Source organism: Nitrosospira sp. Nsp18 (assembly GCF_900103145.1).
Taxonomy (GTDB): domain Bacteria; phylum Pseudomonadota; class Gammaproteobacteria; order Burkholderiales; family Nitrosomonadaceae; genus Nitrosospira.
The window spans coordinates 20,896-38,620 of the sequence record NZ_FMWY01000025.1; the positions used below are offsets into that span (position 1 = coordinate 20,896).

At 52.6% G+C, this 17,725-nt stretch carries 13 protein-coding genes; 11 read left to right on the forward strand and 2 right to left on the reverse strand.

Annotated elements, in window-relative coordinates; translation table 11 throughout:
* Positions 1-77 precede the first annotated feature (77 nt).
* Both fabF and BLS94_RS11090 read left to right on the forward strand, forming a co-directional pair.
* Positions 78-1,295, forward strand: coding sequence for a beta-ketoacyl-ACP synthase II (fabF, locus tag BLS94_RS11085; protein ID WP_090960965.1), 1,218 nt, complete (start codon positions 78-80; stop codon positions 1,293-1,295).
* A 17-nt stretch (positions 1,296-1,312) separates the two neighbouring features.
* Positions 1,313-1,564, forward strand: coding sequence for an acyl carrier protein (locus tag BLS94_RS11090; RefSeq protein ID WP_072768489.1), 252 nt, complete (start codon positions 1,313-1,315; stop codon positions 1,562-1,564).
* 101 nt (positions 1,565-1,665) lie between these two features.
* On the opposite strand, the gene BLS94_RS11095 is transcribed toward BLS94_RS11090, so the two are convergent.
* Together BLS94_RS11095 and dprA are read right to left on the reverse strand one after the other, a co-directional pair.
* A complete protein-coding gene (locus BLS94_RS11095; protein ID WP_072768488.1) occupies positions 1,666-4,209 on the reverse strand; it encodes a DNA topoisomerase III in 2,544 nt (847 codons plus the stop codon).
* A 255-nt stretch (positions 4,210-4,464) separates the two neighbouring features.
* The gene (gene dprA / locus BLS94_RS11100; protein WP_090960968.1) at positions 4,465-5,547 is read right to left on the reverse strand and encodes a DNA-processing protein DprA; all 1,083 of its coding nucleotides are present in this window, start codon (positions 5,545-5,547) and stop codon (positions 4,465-4,467) included.
* Between the two features lie 506 nt (positions 5,548-6,053).
* On the opposite strand from dprA, the gene def reads away from it, so the two are divergent.
* From def to BLS94_RS11145, 9 genes are all read left to right on the forward strand, one after another.
* Positions 6,054-6,557 carry a peptide deformylase gene (gene def / locus BLS94_RS11105; RefSeq protein WP_090960971.1) on the forward strand — a complete coding sequence of 168 codons (504 nt, stop codon included), beginning with the start codon at positions 6,054-6,056 and terminating at the stop codon, positions 6,555-6,557.
* 104 nt (positions 6,558-6,661) lie between these two features.
* A complete protein-coding gene (fmt, locus tag BLS94_RS11110) occupies positions 6,662-7,597 on the forward strand; it encodes a methionyl-tRNA formyltransferase (RefSeq protein WP_090960974.1) in 936 nt (311 codons plus the stop codon).
* Positions 7,594-8,880 carry a 16S rRNA (cytosine(967)-C(5))-methyltransferase RsmB gene (gene rsmB, locus BLS94_RS11115; RefSeq protein WP_090960977.1) on the forward strand — a complete coding sequence of 429 codons (1,287 nt, stop codon included), beginning with the start codon at positions 7,594-7,596 and terminating at the stop codon, positions 8,878-8,880. Before fmt ends, rsmB begins: the two co-directional genes overlap by 4 nt.
* On the forward strand, positions 8,858-9,484 hold the full coding sequence (locus BLS94_RS11120; protein WP_090960981.1) for a DUF4390 domain-containing protein: 627 nt from the start codon (positions 8,858-8,860) through the stop codon (positions 9,482-9,484). Before rsmB ends, BLS94_RS11120 begins: the two co-directional genes overlap by 23 nt.
* Positions 9,481-11,652: a sensor histidine kinase gene (locus tag BLS94_RS11125; protein ID WP_090960984.1), complete on the forward strand. Its 2,172-nt coding sequence runs from the start codon at positions 9,481-9,483 to the stop codon at positions 11,650-11,652. The genes BLS94_RS11120 and BLS94_RS11125 overlap by 4 nt, the downstream gene beginning before the upstream one ends.
* 116 nt (positions 11,653-11,768) lie before the next feature.
* Positions 11,769-13,019, forward strand: a complete 1,251-nt coding sequence (locus BLS94_RS11130; protein WP_090960988.1) for a sigma-54-dependent transcriptional regulator — start codon at positions 11,769-11,771, stop codon at positions 13,017-13,019.
* Positions 13,020-13,275: 256 nt separating this feature from the next.
* Entirely contained in the window at positions 13,276-15,291 is a 2,016-nt protein-coding gene (tkt, locus tag BLS94_RS11135) for a transketolase (RefSeq protein WP_090960991.1), read from the forward strand.
* Positions 15,292-15,372: 81 nt separating this feature from the next.
* On the forward strand, positions 15,373-16,374 hold the full coding sequence (gene gap / locus BLS94_RS11140) for a type I glyceraldehyde-3-phosphate dehydrogenase (protein WP_072768480.1): 1,002 nt from the start codon (positions 15,373-15,375) through the stop codon (positions 16,372-16,374).
* 141 nt (positions 16,375-16,515) lie between these two features.
* Positions 16,516-17,694 carry a phosphoglycerate kinase gene (locus BLS94_RS11145; RefSeq protein ID WP_072768479.1) on the forward strand — a complete coding sequence of 393 codons (1,179 nt, stop codon included), beginning with the start codon at positions 16,516-16,518 and terminating at the stop codon, positions 17,692-17,694.
* Positions 17,695-17,725 lie beyond the last annotated feature (31 nt).

The window sequence follows — 17,725 nt, forward strand, 5'->3', positions numbered from 1 at the left end:
CCCAAGCAAATCCTACGCTCCAGGTTTTCTGAGAGTCTGGTGTTCCTGCACTTTTTTATGAGTAATTCTGTTTACGTATGCGTATAGTCGTTACGGGAATGGGGATTGTTTCCCCGATTGGCATAGGCACTGACCAGTTCTGGTCGGCAGCAGTCAATGGCGTGAGCGGGATTAAAAGAATTAGCGCCTTTGATGCGTCCAAGCAGCGCTCGCAAATAGCCGGGGAAGTGGCCGAATTTGATCCTGCGACCTTTCTCTCGGCTAAATACATGGATCAAACGGACAGATTTGCACAACTGGCGCTGCTAGCTGCCAATCTCGCTCTTGAAGATGCAGGTGGACTCGATGGATATGCACCACAACGTGTGGCTGTAAGTATAGGGTCGGGAATGGGCGGATTCGGCACATTTGAGTCTTCTGCCACGCGCAGATTCAAGAATCAGCCTGTACCTCCTTTCACGGTACCTCGAACGATGGCAAACTCCGCGGCTGCGTGGGTCGCAATCAAACATGGGCTGAAAGGAGTCAATCTGACGTGCAGCACAGCGTGCTCATCCGGCGCCAATGCGATAGGCATGGCGCTCGATCTCTTGCGCGCGGGGAGGGCCGACGCCGTGGTTGCCGGCGGCGCGGAAGCCTGCGTGTTGCCGTTGACCATGACGAGCTTTGAAATATTGCATGCGTTAACTACCAGCTCCAATAGCGACCCGGAGGGCGCATCACGGCCTTTCGCCAAGGGCCGGTCAGGTTTCGTCATGTCTGAGGGTGCCGGAATACTCATTCTGGAGAAGGAAGAACAGGCCATACGTCGGGGGGCCAAAATATACGCGCAACTTGCAGGTTTTGGGCAAGCGTGCGACGCCAAGCATATTGTAATGCCTGACATTGAGGGTCAGATATCGACAATGCAAGCGGCTATCCAGGACGCCGGCTTAAAGCCTGATTCCATCGACCATATCAACGCGCACGCAACGTCCACTCCGCTTGGAGATATCGTAGAAACCCGGGCTATTAAACATGTTTTTGGAAGCCGGGCTGGTGATATTGCCATTAGCGCAACCAAGTCAATGGTTGGACATTCGATTGGCGCTTCGGCTGCTATCGGTAGCATCGCCACTATCATGGCGCTTCACACTGGCACGATACATCCGACCATCAATCTTGACGAGGCTGATCCGGAATGTGATCTCGATTACACGCCAAACCGCGCACAACAAAAAAACCCACGTACCGGCCTATGCAATGCTTTCGGATTTGGGGGCAACAATGCGAGTATCATTTTCACAAACCCTTGAATGAAGGAAGAGATTAGATGGACACAGCAGACATCGAAACGAAGGTCATACAGTTTATCGCAACAAAAGCAGAGAATCTGGATGCATCCACGATAAACAGGTCTTCGAAATTTGAAGAGCTCGGGCTTGACTCCATGGATACGATTCAGCTTTTGTTCGATGCTGAAGATGCTTTCGGAATCAATTTCGACAGTGAAGAAGCAAAGGGATTTAGCAGCGTTGGAGATATTATTTCCTATATCGAAAAACATCAGGCGACGCCGCTTTAAAGGCGGCGCTCCAAGTTATGAGGGTCGCTCTGACAAATGAGAAAACTGAAAGCATATATGTAGATGATGGGGCACAATCCGCCCTACCCATGTCCCAACCCTCATTTTGACCCGGCAAAAGAATCTTTCGATGAGCGGCTTCGGGTTTTCGGTTTTGCGATCTTTGCGTCCATAGTGGTTGTTGCGGTTTTTTGCTTTGTATTTCTCGGCTCAAACTCGAACCCCACTTTTCCGTCCGCGCCTATGACCAGATAAGCCGAAAAGGGTCTTCCCTTCTTTGAAATAAACTTTGATAGCAAATCTGTTTTACCGCTGTGCAACAGCTTGACGACTTGTTCGCGTTCAATAGGACGAGTGAGAATTATTTTACCTGTCTTGAAATTGCAGGTGCGCGCTGAGCCCAAAGCCTTCTCGCATGCATAACTCATCCCGTGGTCAAATACCCTGCCGCCACAGCGCGGGCATTTTCCCAACGGTTCCTGCCCGGTAAAATCAAGCTCCTCCGCATCCTCTTCCGTATCCTCGCCAAAGTCGAATTTCATTTCAAACTCATCAGTAAGTTTGACGTTGGCATCGAACAACCGCCCCATCTTGCTTCGAAAGCCCTGCAGGGGACCCACCTCGCGCCGGGTGATCAGTTGTTCCATTTCAGCTGTTTCAAATTGCCGCCCTGCAAGAATTTTCCATAATGCAAAATCACATTTCTGGCACTGAAATTTTTTGTAGGTTTCCTGCACGATACCACCGCATTTTGGACAAGGTGATTCAAGCGTGGAAAAGTCACCACTGATGGTTTCCCCGCGATGACTCTTCGCCTGTTCCACGATATGGCTCGTCATGCCAGCGATTTCTTCCATGAAATTGTTTCGTTTGAGCTTGCCCTGCTCGATCTGGCGGAGTTTGAACTCCCAGTTGCCAGTCAGTTCGGGTGAGGTGAGTTCAGGCACCTTCAGTCCACGCAATAAGGTGATTAACGAAAATGCCTTGGCCGTGGGATGCAACTCCCGTCCCACACGTTGCATGTAATTTTCCGATACCAAGCCCTCTATGATCGAGGCACGAGTTGCGGGCGTACCCAGGCCTTTTGCGCTCATGGCTTCTCGCAGTTCCTCATCTTCCACCAGTTTACCGGCACCCTCCATGGCAGACAGCAGCGTTGCTTCATTGAATCTCGCCGGCGGCCGAGTATGATTTGAAATAACTTTAACCTCTTCGGCAAGAACCACCTCACCCGGGTTCAGTTTAACCAATGTCGAGTCACCCTCGGCGCCGGCAGCTTGTACGTCTTTGCCGTAAACCGTCTGCCAACCGGGATTGACCATTACCTTACCCTCCGTTTTGAACGGCTCGTTCTCGACACGAGTAACGCGGGTAGTCACAAGAAATTCGGCAGCAGGGAAGAAAATTGCGAGGAAACGCTTAGTGACGAGGTCGTAAATTTTTGCTTCGGCTTCATTCAGCCCGCTGGGCTCGAGGGAAGTTGGGATGATGGCGAAATGATCAGAAATCTTTCCGTTGTTGAATATTCGCTTGTTGGGCTTCACCCAACCCGCTTTGAGAATCTGCTTGGCAAAAATACCATAGCGGGTTTTCTCAAGCGAACCGAGGACATCCTTGACGGTCATGACGTAGTCTTCCGGCAAGGCTCGCGAGTCGGTACGCGGATATGTGAGCGCTTTATGTTTTTCGTATAATGCCTGAGCCAGTCCAAGTGTTGTTTTGGCAGAAAAACCGAAGCGCCCGTTGGCGTCGCGCTGCAAGCTGGTGAGATCATACAGCAGCGGGCAGATTTCCGTAGTGGGCTTGCTTTCTTCGCTGACGACACCGGGTTTACCCTGGCATTTGGCGCGAACAATCTCGGCACTTTCCTGATCCCATAACCGCTCGGCTTTTTGCTCACTATCCTTTTTGTCTTTGGTAAACTTCTCGTCCAACCAGCGGCCGTTATATTTTCCCGCACTTGCGGCAAACGTAGCATGGACCTCCCAGTAGTCGCGGGATACAAACTTCTTAATGATATCTTCCCGTTCGATGATAATTGCCAATGTAGGCGTTTGTACCCGGCCTACGGTGGTTTTATGGAACCCGCCTTCCTGCGAATTGAACGCAGTCATCGCGCGAGTACCATTGATGCCCACTAGCCAGTCCGCTTCGGAGCGGCTTACAGCCGCCTCCGCCAGGGGCTGTACGGCTTCATCATCGAGTAATTTGGTAAACCCTTCCCGAATCGAAGCCGGTGTCATGGATTGTAACCAAAGTCGCTTTACCGGTTTTTTGTTTCCAGCATGGCGGGCGATGTAATGAAAGATCAGCTCCCCTTCGCGCCCCGCGTCGCACGCATTGATAAGGGAATCTACATCTTTGCGCCTGATAAGCTTGGTTAAAAGCTTTAGCCGCGATTCAGTTTTCTCGATGGGATTGAGATCAAAATGAGGCGGAATAATTGGCAAATTGGCAAAACTCCACTTTCCGCGTTTTACCTCGTATTGTTCAGGAACCGCCAGCTCAAGCAGGTGCCCCACAGCTGATGACAACACGTATTTATCGCTCTCGAAATAGTCGGTATGCTTGCTGAATCCGCCCAGGACACGTGCAATGTCGGCGGCGACAGAAGGCTTTTCGGCGATAATTAATGTCTTACCCATGAAACTCCAGTGAACATTCGCGAATTATTTAGCAAGTGCGACAGGTGGGGATAAACCCTGGGCCACTGCGATCAACGCGCATGATAATAGAACCTGCCGGATAGCAGGAAAGCTGAGCCGTAATAACACACCTGCCGCTACCTGTAGTACCAGCATACTTTTGCTGACGTTACAAATTATCTACTTCGTATGCATCGTCTGCAGCTCAGTTGTTTTTTATTATAGATAACTATATGGCCACATGTCGCGGCGATTCTACCGAAGCCGCTGGTATCGCCCGCCCGGCAGGCTTGCGACAACCCCATCCAATTCGAGCGCCAATAGCATCGCTGATACCATTTCTATCGTCAAGCCGCTCCGAACGCACAAGGTATCGATGTTGGTGATGTCATGGCCGAGATGCGTCAATAGCACCGATTCTTCGCCGTCCCGTCCATCAGCATCAAGCATCGCGCTTTGCATGAATCTATAACCGAGCTCACACAAAATGTCGTCGGCGCTTTCGACCAGTTTCGCTCCTTCCTTGATGAGTGCGTGGCAACCTTTCGATAGAGGCGAATGAATCGAACCGGGAACGGCGAATACCTCGCGACCTTGCTCCAATGCCTGTCTGGCAGTAATGAGAGAGCCGCTTCGCAACGCGGCCTCCACCACGAGGCAACCGCGACTCATGCCACTAATAATGCGATTGCGGCGCGGAAAATTGCTACCAATGGCAGGTGTGCCCAATGGAAACTCGGAAATAAGTGCGCCCTTTTCCGCCAATTCATGAGCGAGTTCGCGATTACCGGCGGGGTACACGATATCCAGTCCGGTTCCCACCACCGCAATGCTGGCGGCGCTACCGCGTAACCCGCCACGGTGGGCCGCAGCGTCCACCCCCGATGCCATGCCGCTTGCAATGCAAAGTCCGGCGTTACTTGCGGCTTCGGCAAAAGCCTCGGCGTTGGCAAGACCTTGAGGCGTCGCGTTGCGGCTGCCCACAACGGCCAAGGTATGCGAATTCAGCAATTCACGCCTTCCCTTGAAATAGAGAAGCGGGGGAGGATCCGGTATGTTCAGTAGCAGCGATGGGTAATCGCAATCCGCAAGCGTAATAATCGAATTCGCCGGCTCCTCCAGCCATTTGAGCGTGGCAGCTATTCTTTTTTGGTCAACCCCCTGAACAATGTTATACGCCACCTTTCTTTTTACCACGCGCTCCAGCGCGGCGATATTTGCGGAAAAAATTTCAGCAGGCGTACTGAACGCCCTCAACAAGCGCCGCATCGATTCGCCGCCGAGGCCGTCAACCAATCCAAGGGCGAGCCAAGATTCTATTTCCTGCATGGGTTTCATTTCATCATTTGGAACGTAGTAAGACAGAAATACCGGCGTATAGCAGATTTAAATAATAAACCATGGCGGGGCGTTAAAAATGTCTAAATTGCGGCTGGGCAAAACGCGAGGCGCGCATAGTTATTCGTATACCTCGAGCAACACAATACAGCGCCGACGCCCATTATTTTTGACCCGCCGCATCAGTGTACCGTTTCCCATCCGCGATTAGCGAGTTGATAATATTTTCTGCATGTTGCAGAGCCATGGTTCTGGAGTTGAGGTGACAGTGTCCCGTCAGGCTATCATTTGAAAGAGAGACGTGTTATTGCCGATGTCGCTCGTATCGGCATCGGAAAGTTGTGAAGAGCTGGAAAAGGAATTTCCTACCCAAATCAGGATATAATGCACCTCTGCATCGAATTCGAGAAACCCTTCTCTTATCTATAGAGGTTGTGATGCGAACATCGCAACGATATGGTTGAATTTGCATTTCGACTGTTAATGTTCAAGCCTCGCCCCCGTTTATGGCACTTCTAAAAATATTGCAGTATCCGGATGAGCGATTGCAAACGGTTGCTAACCGAGTATCGGAAGTGACTGAGGAAACTCGTGCTTTTGTGCGGGATATGGCCGAAACCATGTACGCGGCCCCCGGGATCGGCCTTGCAGCGACCCAGGTTGATGTGCATCAGCGTATTATCGTGATCGATATTTCCGATACACATGATCAGTTGCATGTGTTAATCAACCCCGAAATCATCGCGCACAGCGGTGAGTCTGACTATGAAGAAGGTTGCCTGTCGGTACCGGGCGTATTTGGAAAGGTGCCACGTGCCGAGCGGGTCACGGTGGAGGCGCTAAATTGGGACGGGAATCCATTTACGCTTGAGGCGGACGGTTTGCTGGCCGTATGCATCCAGCATGAAATGGATCATTTGTCAGGCAAAGTATTTGTCGAGTACTGGTCGCGAATGAAGCAATTGCGTATTCAGTCCAAGTTCAAGAAGCAGCGTCGAAAAGTGATGTGACAGCGAGTTTCTATTATCGGCAAATACGTGGGAAAACCAAGGAATCTCTGGATCAGGAAGCGAAGCGGCAACAGCCTTTCGCCGGGTAAATTCGCGTATTTTCGATGAGAATCATTTTTGCCGGCACCCCGCCGTTTGCCGCCCCTGCGCTTGAAGCCCTGGCAGACGCCGGACATGAAGTTGCATTGGTATTGACCCAACCTGATCGTCCCGCGGGACGCGGCATGAAGACCACTTCAGGCATAATCAAGTCGCTGGCGCAACAGCGGAAACTTGCCTTGTTGCAGCCACACTCGCTCAAGCAGCCCGAGTTGCATGCACAACTGGGAGCCATTGATGCCGACGTCATGATTGTTGCGGCTTATGGCCTGCTCCTGCCTGTTTCTGTTTTAAGCATTCCAAAGTTTGGCTGCCTGAACATCCACGCCTCATTACTGCCGCGATGGCGAGGTGCTGCACCTATCCAGCGGGCAATATTGGCAGGGGATCGCAAGACTGGAATCACGATCATGCAAATGAACCGGGGCCTGGATACCGGCGCCATTTTATTGCAGAGAGGTATCGCAATCGAACAGGATGACACCACCCAAACTCTGCACGATCGGCTCTCCTTGCTGGGGGCGCGCTGCATCGTAGAGGCGCTGGACTATCTGGAGCAGGGAAAAATTTTTGCCATTCCTCAAAATGAAGCTGACGTCACTTACGCATCCAAATTGGAAAAAGACGAAACTGAAATTAACTGGCGCTTGAGCGCGGAGGACATCGGCCGTGCAGTGCGAGCATTCAATCCCCGTCCTGGCGCATATTCCCGAGTGTGTGGAATGCCATTGAAAATATGGCAAGCCGCTGTGGCCGCGGATGTGCTCGGCAAACCAGGTGAAATTGTTTCAGTAAGACGGGATGGCATTGTGGTGGGTTGCGGCAGGGGTTCACTCGTACTGGAAATCGTGCAGAAATCGGGTGGAAAAAAACTGAGCGCCGCCGAATTTCTCTCCGGGCATTCATTGCGGCCAGGCGATCGCTTTGAAAGCCGCGAATGACCAAAACTCAGCGTTTGGCTGCCGCAACTGTGGCAAAAGTACTGGCTGGTTCGAGCCTGACAGCGGTGTTGCAGGATACCTGGCGTAATCATACCGATCTCTCCGCTCAGCAGCGCGGCGCAATTCAGGATTTAAGCTACGGCGTACTGCGTTTTTATGGCCAACTCGACGTATTGCTTGGCTTATTGCTGAAAAAGCCGCTGAAGGACCAGAATCTGCGTTGCTTATTACTGGTGGGATTATATCAACTGGAATACAGCAAGACCGCCCCGCATGCGGTTGTGGATAATGCTGTATCAGTTTCCCGCATCCTCAGTGGCGAGAAGGGTACTCGGGGAGTACAAGGGCTTGTCAATGCCGTATTGCGCAACTTTATACGTAACCGCTCAGCTCTGCTTGAGCGTGTAGCTGAAAGTGAGATAGGACGGTATTCCCATCCGCAATGGTGGATAGATAAACTCCGCGCGCAATATCCTCAAAACTACAAGGCGATATTGGAGAACAGTAATAAACGCCCCCCCATGACTTTGAGAGTCAATCGGCGCAGGGTCATGATCGCGGAATATCAAAATCTCCTCAGTCAAAGTGGCATGGACGCATGGCCGGCAGGAAATGATGCGCTCGAGCTGCGGCAACCGGTGGCGGTGGACCGGTTACCCGGGTTTGCCGAGGGTTTGATATCGGTTCAGGACGCGGGCGCACAAATGGCAGCGCAGTTATTGGACGTACGCGACTGCATGCGTGTTTTGGACGCTTGTGCAGCTCCCGGCGGCAAAAGCGCACATTTGCTGGAGCTGGCGGATATAGAATTGACCGCGGTCGACAACGACATTGCGCGCGTGGCTCGCATAACACAAAATTTTACCCGGCTGGATCTTAAGGCCAATCATATCATTCATGGCAATGCATCTCAGCCGGCGGAGTGGTGGGACGGAAAGCTGTTCGACCGCATTCTGGCTGACGTTCCCTGCTCTGCTTCGGGGGTGACGCGGCGTCACCCGGACATTAAATGGCTGAGGCGTGAAAGCGACGTTTTTCAATTTGTTGCGAAACAGAGGGAAATTCTGGATGCACTTTGGCAGATTCTGGCCAGAGGTGGTAAATTGCTCTACGCCACCTGTTCGGTATTTACAGAAGAAAACGAACTGCAGGTAAAAAATTTCCTGCGCCACCACGCGGATGCCCGGTTGGTGCCAATTTCGAGGGTTGAAGCAATTGACGGGCAATTATTGCCGGATTCCCATCACGACGGTTTTTTTTATGCCCTGCTTCACAAAGCCTGATTTTTTCGCACGGCTGTTGTGCGTGTGCGCGGCCGTAATGGCGCTGCTGGGCGTAGCGCTGCTGCCCGTGGCTGCAGCGTATGCGGACGGCGGCATACAGATAACGTCGGTAACGCTCGAAACCACTGAGGAAGGCTATCAGTTTGACGCTGATTTCGAGATAACGCTCAATCATAAGCTGGAATATGCACTTGAGAAAGGCATCGTGCTTTATTTTGTAACCGAACTTAACCTGGTGAAGTCCCGCTGGTACTGGCTGGACGAACGAATTGCCCAGAGCAGAGTTCGTGAAGGGTTGAGTTATTACGCGCTTACTCGTCAATACCGCCTGAGTCGCGGCACGTTATCGCAGAATTTCGGCACGCTGAGGGAAGCCTTACAGGCCCTGAGCCGGGTACGCGACCGGCCCATCATTGCCAGTTCCGAGTTAAGGCAGGATGAGGAATATACAGTGGAACTGCGCATGCGGCTCGACATATCGGCTTTGCCTAAACCGTTTCAGGTAGAGACACTCGGATCGAGAGAGTGGGATCTGAGCTCCGGCCTGCTGCGATGGAATACAAAGCTGCCCATGGCTAAGCTTCAAGATAACAACAGGCTGTGAAGTACGTTATTTTCATCGCTGCGGCGCTAGGCGCAGTCATGCTATTCCTGCTTGCGACTGCGGGCGCCGATACCGGGCTTTTTGACCGCAAATATCGGCTTCTGATCAGACTCAATGTCGGCTTCCTCTTGTTTCTCATGGCGGTGGTGGGGTATCTCCTATGGAGACTCCGGCGCAGGCTTAAGGCCGGGGTGTTCGGCTCCAGATTAGCGCTGCGCCTGTTGCTGATTTTCTCACTGATGGCGGTTCTTCCGGGTGCGCTGGTGTATGGCATATCGGTACAATTCCTGGGGAAAAGCATCGAATCCTGGTTCGACGTCAAAGTGGACCGGGCGCTCGAAGGCGGGTTAAACCTGGGACGCACGATCCTCGACAATCTTCTAGAGGACCTTCGCAACAAGGCACAGGTAGCCGCAATTGCATTATCCGAGCAACCCGGTTCTCCGTTGCCGACGCTAGACTACCTCGTGAAGGAATCACAGGTGCAGGAAGCGACGCTGTTTGATCAAGACGGCAGCGTGATCGCTTTTTTAGGGGCTGATGGAACGGAGCCAGTTCCCGAAACGTTAAGTGCAGCCGTGATGCACCAGGTGAAGACGGAGAAATGGCACGGCGCGGTTGAATCTATTCCCGACAAAGGCTTGTATTTGAAGGTATTAGTATCAATCGGCTCACCAGACATGGAAGGAGATATCAAAATCTTGCAACTGCTGCAGCTGGTACCGAAACAACTGGGTGATGATGCGGAAATAGTGCAGGCAGCGTATCGCGATTACCAGGAATTGCTGCTATCTCGTGAAGGATTGAAAAGTTTATACGGTGTAACGCTTACACTCGCGCTGTTGCTCTCGCTTTTTTCTGCTTTAGCTGCCGCTTTTCTCATCAGCGAACGGCTGAGCGCGCCTTTGGGCATGCTGGCTGAAGGTACCCGCGCCGTCGCCCAGGGGGATTTTAGCAGACGCCACCCGGTACAGAGCCGGGATGAATTGGGAGTACTGACTGAATCGTTCAATCTCATGACTCAGCAACTGGAAGAAGCTCGCACGACTGCGCACCGTCATCAGCAAGAAGTCGAAAGCGCAAGGGCTTACCTGGAAAACGTACTGTCCAATCTTTCGTCCGGCGTTCTGGTGTTTGACGAGAATTTGCGCTTGCGTACGGCAAACCTGAGCGCGGGACAAATTCTGAATATTTCGCTATCGGGTCTCGAGGGATTGTCTATTGAAGAATGTGCAATGCGTGAACCTCAATTAAGTTCTTTCAAAACCGAGATTCTCGAAGGATTCCGTTCGGGTAAAAAGGGCGAGTGGCAGTGCCAACTGGAGCGATCAAGGGATGGGGCCAACCAGGTTCTGTTGTTACGCGGCACACGCCTGCCCTCTGTTTCGGGCGGTGGAGGTGTCGTCGTCTTTGACGACATAACCAATTTATTGCAGGCTCAGCGCACGGCCGCGTGGGGAGAAGTGGCGCGGCGCCTGGCCCATGAAATCAAAAACCCGCTGACGCCGATACAGCTTTCCGCCGAACGCATGCAGCACAAACTCGCCCAGAAGCTGAATAACGATGATGCGCAAATCCTGCGGCGGTCTACTGAGACTATCGTCAACCAGGTGGAAGCACTAAAAAAAATGGTCAATGAATTCAGTGAATATGCCAGGGCGCCGGAGCTGGAGTTTCATCTGCTGGATTTCAACGGACTGGTGCGTGAAGTGCTCGCACTATATGAAGCCGCAAGCGCCGCAGCACCCGGCAATCCCCAGCCGCATATTTATTTGGCCCTGGCTCCTGACTTGCCGATGGTGAGAGGTGATTCCGCCCGGCTTCGCCAGGTTATCCATAATCTGCTGCAAAACGCTTTGGATACACTGATCGGTGTTGCAGAACCGGCGATCATGGTACGGACTGAAATCGCACCCGACGGCATACGCTTTAGCGTAAGCGATAACGGCGGAGGTTTTCCCGAGCAAGTCAGGGCCCGGGTGTTCGAGCCATACGTTACCACCAAATCCAAAGGCACAGGGCTGGGGCTACCCATTGTCAAAAAAATAATCGAGGAACACAGCGGTATGATCCAGATCGAAAATATTCGACCCCACGGCGCACGCATATCACTGATTCTGCCGGTGGCGGGGAAGGACAATTTGAGGGCTTATCGAACAGCCACATGATTAAACAGCCATAAATGAATCTGAACATACAGACGAGCATCCGTCGATAATTCATAACCGGAATATCGGCAGATATGAATTCCACCACAACCGTATGCGTATTGATTTTATGAACTATGAGCAATAACACAATACTTGTTGTTGATGATGAGATTGGCATACGCGAGCTCTTGTCCGAAATTTTACGAGACGAAGGTTATCGCGTTGCCCTCGCGGAAAATGCAGGTCAAGCGCGTAACTGGCGCAAACAAACACGGCCCGACCTCGTACTGCTGGATATCTGGATGCCGGATACCGACGGGATCACTCTGCTGAAAGAATGGGCCAGCGGCGGGCTGCTCACCATGCCGGTAGTAATGATGTCCGGGCACGGCACGATAGATACTGCAGTAGAGGCCACGCGGATGGGCGCAGCCGGCTACCTCGAGAAACCGGTACCGCTGCAGAAACTGTTGAGCACTGTAGGACGCGCACTGCGCGGGGGACAGGTCAAACCCAGCATAATGCTTCCCCTCGCCAGCTTGGGCAGGGGACCTTTGATCGCAGATCTGAAAAAACGGCTGGAACAGGTAGTTAACTTGCGCGCACCGCTGCTACTCACCAGTGAACCTGGAACCGGGGTGGATCTATGCGCCCGCTTTTTGCATCGACCCAACACGCCCTGGGTGGAACCCGATACGCTCTCTGCCCTGGCGAATGCTCCATTTGATTTGCTTGAGCAGGCAAAAGGCGGATTGCTGTTTCTCAAGGAGATAGGAGACCTCAACAGATTGGCGCAAAAAGGGCTGCTTCTACTGTTGGGCAAGCTCGAAAAATATAGCGTCCGGCTCGTATGCGTTACCACGACACCATTGGCGGGGCTCGCCGCGCAAGGTGTCTATGAGCCAAGGTTGTATGAACAATTGAGCGGTCTTTGCATCAATGTTCCCGCGCTGAGGGAACATCGGGAAGACATCCCTGAGCTCGCGGCCCAGATACTCTCGCGCTATATTGAATCGGGCGAAGTGCCCTTGCGGCAATTCAGTACCGCTGCGCTCAATTGCTTACGGAACCATGACTGGCCTGGAAATCTTGCGCAACTGACCGGCGCGGTGCACTCCCTTGCGTTAACCAGCGCCGGAGATGAAATATCGGCAGATGATGTGAAGCAAATACTGGCATCTTCATCGCCGGCACAAGCGGTTGCGGGTGTCCCGCTGAATATGCCGTTACGGGAAGCGCGCGATATGTTCGAGAAAGTGTATTTTGAACAACTCATCGATCAGGAAAATGGCAACATGACACGGGTCGCCGAGCGCGCCGGGTTGGAGCGCACGCATCTTTACCGCAAGCTTAAACTGCTGGGCATAAAGCTGCGGAATACCTGATATCGAAAAATGATGGCACGCCGGCATTTCCGGAATCAGCAACTTGACAATGCGATCAAGCCAGGATCATCCCGCCGCATTTCCCGGATTACTGGAGCGCGAACACATCCGATATGGACAGCCCGAGATTTGTCATGTTGTCTGACATCGTATCTTAAGCGATAATAATGGTTTTGCCGACCCGCACCGCTACCCGGGTTAGGGGGCGGTGTTTTTGTATCCTACATATATCTGTTGAGCGAGGGAGTCCGTATTCATGGGAGCATTTAGAGATTTTGACGCGCCGGTGTTCAAAGACCTGACCAGCGCCATCCGTGCATTGGCCATGGATGCTGTGCAAAAAGCCAATTCGGGCCACCCTGGCATGCCCATGGGCATGGCGGAAATAGCTGAGGTATTATGGATTCATCATCTGCGCCACAATCCCGCGAATCCCAAATGGGCTGACAGAGACCGGTTCGTGTTATCCAACGGACATGGATCGATGTTGATTTACGCCTTGCTGCACCTCACCGGCTATGACCTGCCGATGGAGGAAATCAAGCACTTCCGCCAGCTTCACTCCAAAACCCCGGGTCATCCCGAATATGGGTACACACCCGGGGTGGAAACCACCACGGGTCCTCTGGGGCAGGGACTTGCCAATGCAGTGGGCATGGCGCTGGCGGAAAAAATACTTGCCGCAGATTTCAACCGTCCGGGTTTTGACATTGTCAACCACCACACCTACGTATTTCTGGGAGATGGTTGCCTGATGGAAGGCATCTCCCATGAAGCCTGCTCATTGGCCGGTACGCTGGGGCTAGGCAAGCTGATCTGTTTTTATGACGATAACGGCATTTCCATAGACGGGCATGTGGAAGGCTGGTTCACTGATGATACGCCGAAGCGGTTCGAGGCTTACGGCTGGCACGTGGTGCCCAACGTCAACGGTCACGATCCCGTGGCCATAGAGGCCGCCATAGAGGCCGCCAAGCAGGCGGGCAACCGGCCCTCGATGATCTGCTGTAAAACAGTGATCGGCATGGGTTCCCCCAATAAGGCCGATACTCACGAGGTTCATGGCGCCGCACTGGGAGCCGCGGAAATAGCCGCAGCCCGTCCTCATATCGGATGGAATCATCTGCCATTCGAAATCCCCCAGGATGTTTATGAAATGTGGGATGCCCGCGCGAAAGGCACAAAGCTGGAGGATGCATGGAATCGCAAGTTTGCCGAGTATGCCGAAAAGTACCCTGCCGAGGCCGCCGAGTTTACACGACGGATATCGGGTCAATTACCTGAAGGATGGAGTGAACATGTAGACGCGCTGATCGCGCGCGTGCATGCTAAGGAAGAAACAATCGCCAGCCGTAAGGCTTCGCAGAACGCCATTGAAGGTCTGGCGCCGCAATTGCCCGAACTGGTTGGAGGTTCCGCAGATCTGGCCGGATCCAATCTTACTCTCTGGTCGAATTCGAAAGGTATCGACCGCGATGACGGGGGCAACTATATCTATTATGGCGTTCGTGAATTCGGTATGAGCGCGATAATGAACGGGCTGTCGCTGCATGGCGGTATCATCCCTTACGGCGCCACTTTCCTCATGTTCTCGGAATATGCTCGCAATGCGCTCCGCATGGCGGCCCTGATGAAAATTCGTAATCTGTTCGTATTCACGCACGATTCGATCGGGCTGGGCGAAGATGGTCCCACGCACCAACCGGTAGAGCAGACAGCGACGTTACGTTATATACCCAACATGGATGTATGGCGACCATGCGATACGGTTGAATCAACCGTATCCTGGGCGCGAGCGATCGAACGCAGGGATGGCCCGTCCATACTTATCTTCAGTCGCCAGAATCTGCCATTTCAGAAACGTGATTCCGCCACCATCAAATTGATCGACAAGGGCGGTTATATCCTGTCTGAAGCCGCGGACGGCAAGCCACGGGCAATCATTATCGCTACCGGTTCCGAAGTGGGATTGGCGATGATGGCACAAAAAGCACTGGCCGAAACGGGTGTCCACGTGCGCGTAGTCTCGATGCCATGCACCAATCTTTTTGATCGCCAGGATCCGTCTTACAAGGGCAGCGTATTGCCGAAGGGCGTGGGCCGCGTTGCGGTGGAGGCGGGCGTTACCGATTACTGGCGTAAATATGTCGGACTCGAAGGCGCGGTGGTTGGCATGGATACATTTGGCGAATCCGCTCCCGCGGGCGATCTGTTCAAGCACTTCGGTTTCACCGTCGAGAACGTGGTAAAAGCGGTGAACAGCGTTATTTAATTCTAATCAGTCGTGACGAACAATAAGGCGGAGACAGTTTCTTCGCCTGGCCCCTTTCTTTATCCAAGGAGTATATAAAACATGACAATCAAGGTTGGTATCAATGGATTTGGCCGTATTGGACGAATGGTATTTCGTGCGGCAGTGCAGAATTTTCCAGATATTGAAGTCGTCGCTATCAATGATCTGCTTGAGCCGGACTACCTGGCATATATGCTGCAGCATGATTCGGTGCATGGCCGCTTCAAGGGAGATGTTTCTGTCGACGGCGAAACACTGGTCGTCAATGGCAAAAGGATTCGCCTGACAGCCATCAAGGACCCTGCTGAACTGAGATGGAGCGAAGTCGGCGCCGAAGTGGTCATCGAGTCCACCGGCCTGTTTCTCACCGAGGAAACTTGCCAGAAACACATCGCTGCGGGTGCCAAGAAAGTTATCATGTCGGCCCCTTCCAAAGATGACACACCCATGTTTGTATATGGGGTGAACGATAATACATATGATGGCCAATCCATCATTTCCAATGCTTCATGTACCACGAACTGTCTTGCCCCTATCGCAAAAGTATTGAACGATACCTGGGGTATCAAGCGGGGTTTGATGACTACGGTACATGCCGCCACCGCCACTCAGAAGACTGTCGATGGTCCCTCCAACAAGGATTGGCGGGGCGGGCGCGGCATTCTAGAAAATATTATTCCGTCCTCCACTGGCGCCGCCAAAGCCGTCGGCAAGGTGATTCCCGAGCTGAACACGAAGCTCACCGGTATGGCTTTCCGCGTCCCGACCTCCGATGTTTCCGTGGTGGATCTCACCGTTGAACTGGAGGAAGAAGCAAGCTACGAAGAGATTTGTGAGGCCATGAAGAAAGCATCCGAGGGATCGATGAAAGGTGTGCTGGGCTATACGGATCAAAAGGTTGTTTCCACGGATTTTCGCGGCGAAAGCGCCACTTCGATCTTCGACGCGGAGGCGGGAATGGCTTTGGATGGCAATTTCATAAAGGTCGTTTCCTGGTACGACAACGAGTGGGGATACTCCAGCAAGATTCTGGAGATGGCTCGTGTCATTGCCGGCAAATAAATAGATAGTCGCGGCATCATGAAGAGCTCTGGATACAGTTCATTTTCAGGCTCTTCTTCCCGACCTCCCGCTCTGCCCTTCGATGCTCCATCGAAGGGATTTACATGAGCTCTCCCTCCACCGCACAAATTGGAGTTCCCAGTGTCTGTCATTAAAGTCACCGACCTTGATCTTAAAGGCAAGCGCGTATTCATCCGCGCTGACCTCAATGTCCCGGTAAAGGACGGCAAAGTTACATCGGATGCGCGAATAACCGCCTCGATGGCTACCATTAACTACTGCCTCGAGCAGGGCGCAAAAGTGATGGTGACATCCCATCTTGGCCGGCCGGAAGAAGGCGTCTGGTCCGGGGAGAATTCACTCAAGCCGGTCGCCGACAACATTGCTGCACGCCTGGACAAGCCCGTGCGTTTGATTCGAGATTGGGTGGATCAGAATTTTGAGATTGCCGAAGGCGAACTGGTCGTTCTGGAAAACTGCCGCATTAATAAAGGCGAAAAGAAAAATTCGGACGAAACCGCCCAAAAATATGCACGTCTATGCGACGTGTTTGTGATGGATGCTTTCGGCACAGCGCACCGCGCTCAAGCTTCGACTTATGGTATTGCCAAATATGCTCCAGTTGCATGTGCCGGTATTCTGCTGACCGAAGAACTGGACGCACTTGCCAAGGCGCTCCTGAGCCCGGCACGCCCTATGGTTGCGATCGTTGGCGGTTCGAAGGTCTCGACAAAACTTACTGTACTGGAATCCCTTTCGGAGAAGGTTGATCAAATGGTCGTTGGCGGCGGCATTGCCAATACTTTTCTGAAAGCCGCCGGGAAAAATATCGGTAAATCCCTGTGTGAAGATAACCTGGTTCCTACCGCCAGAATGCTGATGGATAAAATGGCAAAACGTCATGCTTCCATCCCTATTGCCGTGGATGTCGTGGTCGGAAAGAAATTCGACGCCGACGAGCCTGCGGTGGTGAAGGATGCGGATACAGTTGCTGACGACGAGATGATATTCGATATCGGTCCGAAGAGTGCCCAGGAATTGGCGGACATTATTATGGAAGCCGGCACTGTTGTATGGAACGGCCCAGTTGGTGTATTCGAATTCGACCAATTTGGCGCCGGTACCAGAACTATCGCTATGGCCATTGCGCATACGAAGGCCTTTACCCTGGCTGGCGGCGGCGATACCATCGCCGCTATCCAGAAGTACGATATCTATGACAAGGTTTCCTACATTTCCACCGCTGGCGGTGCTTTTCTGGAGTTTCTGGAAGGTAAAAAACTACCTGCCGTGGAAATACTTGAACAGCGAGCGCAATGATTTGTATGATTTGACGTACCACTACGCCTCG

Coding starts and splice junctions, on each gene's coding strand:
- fabF (WP_090960965.1), top strand. CDS start 78: ATGCGTATAGTCGTTACGGGAATGGGGATTGTTTCCCCGATTGGCATA.
- BLS94_RS11090 (WP_072768489.1), top strand. CDS start 1,313: ATGGACACAGCAGACATCGAAACGAAGGTCATACAGTTTATCGCAACA.
- BLS94_RS11095 (WP_072768488.1), bottom strand. CDS start 4,209: ATGGGTAAGACATTAATTATCGCCGAAAAGCCTTCTGTCGCCGCCGAC.
- dprA (WP_090960968.1), bottom strand. CDS start 5,547: ATGAAACCCATGCAGGAAATAGAATCTTGGCTCGCCCTTGGATTGGTT.
- def (WP_090960971.1), top strand. CDS start 6,054: ATGGCACTTCTAAAAATATTGCAGTATCCGGATGAGCGATTGCAAACG.
- fmt (WP_090960974.1), top strand. CDS start 6,662: ATGAGAATCATTTTTGCCGGCACCCCGCCGTTTGCCGCCCCTGCGCTT.
- rsmB (WP_090960977.1), top strand. CDS start 7,594: ATGACCAAAACTCAGCGTTTGGCTGCCGCAACTGTGGCAAAAGTACTG.
- BLS94_RS11120 (WP_090960981.1), top strand. CDS start 8,858: ATGCCCTGCTTCACAAAGCCTGATTTTTTCGCACGGCTGTTGTGCGTG.
- BLS94_RS11130 (WP_090960988.1), top strand. CDS start 11,769: ATGAGCAATAACACAATACTTGTTGTTGATGATGAGATTGGCATACGC.
- tkt (WP_090960991.1), top strand. CDS start 13,276: ATGGGAGCATTTAGAGATTTTGACGCGCCGGTGTTCAAAGACCTGACC.
- gap (WP_072768480.1), top strand. CDS start 15,373: ATGACAATCAAGGTTGGTATCAATGGATTTGGCCGTATTGGACGAATG.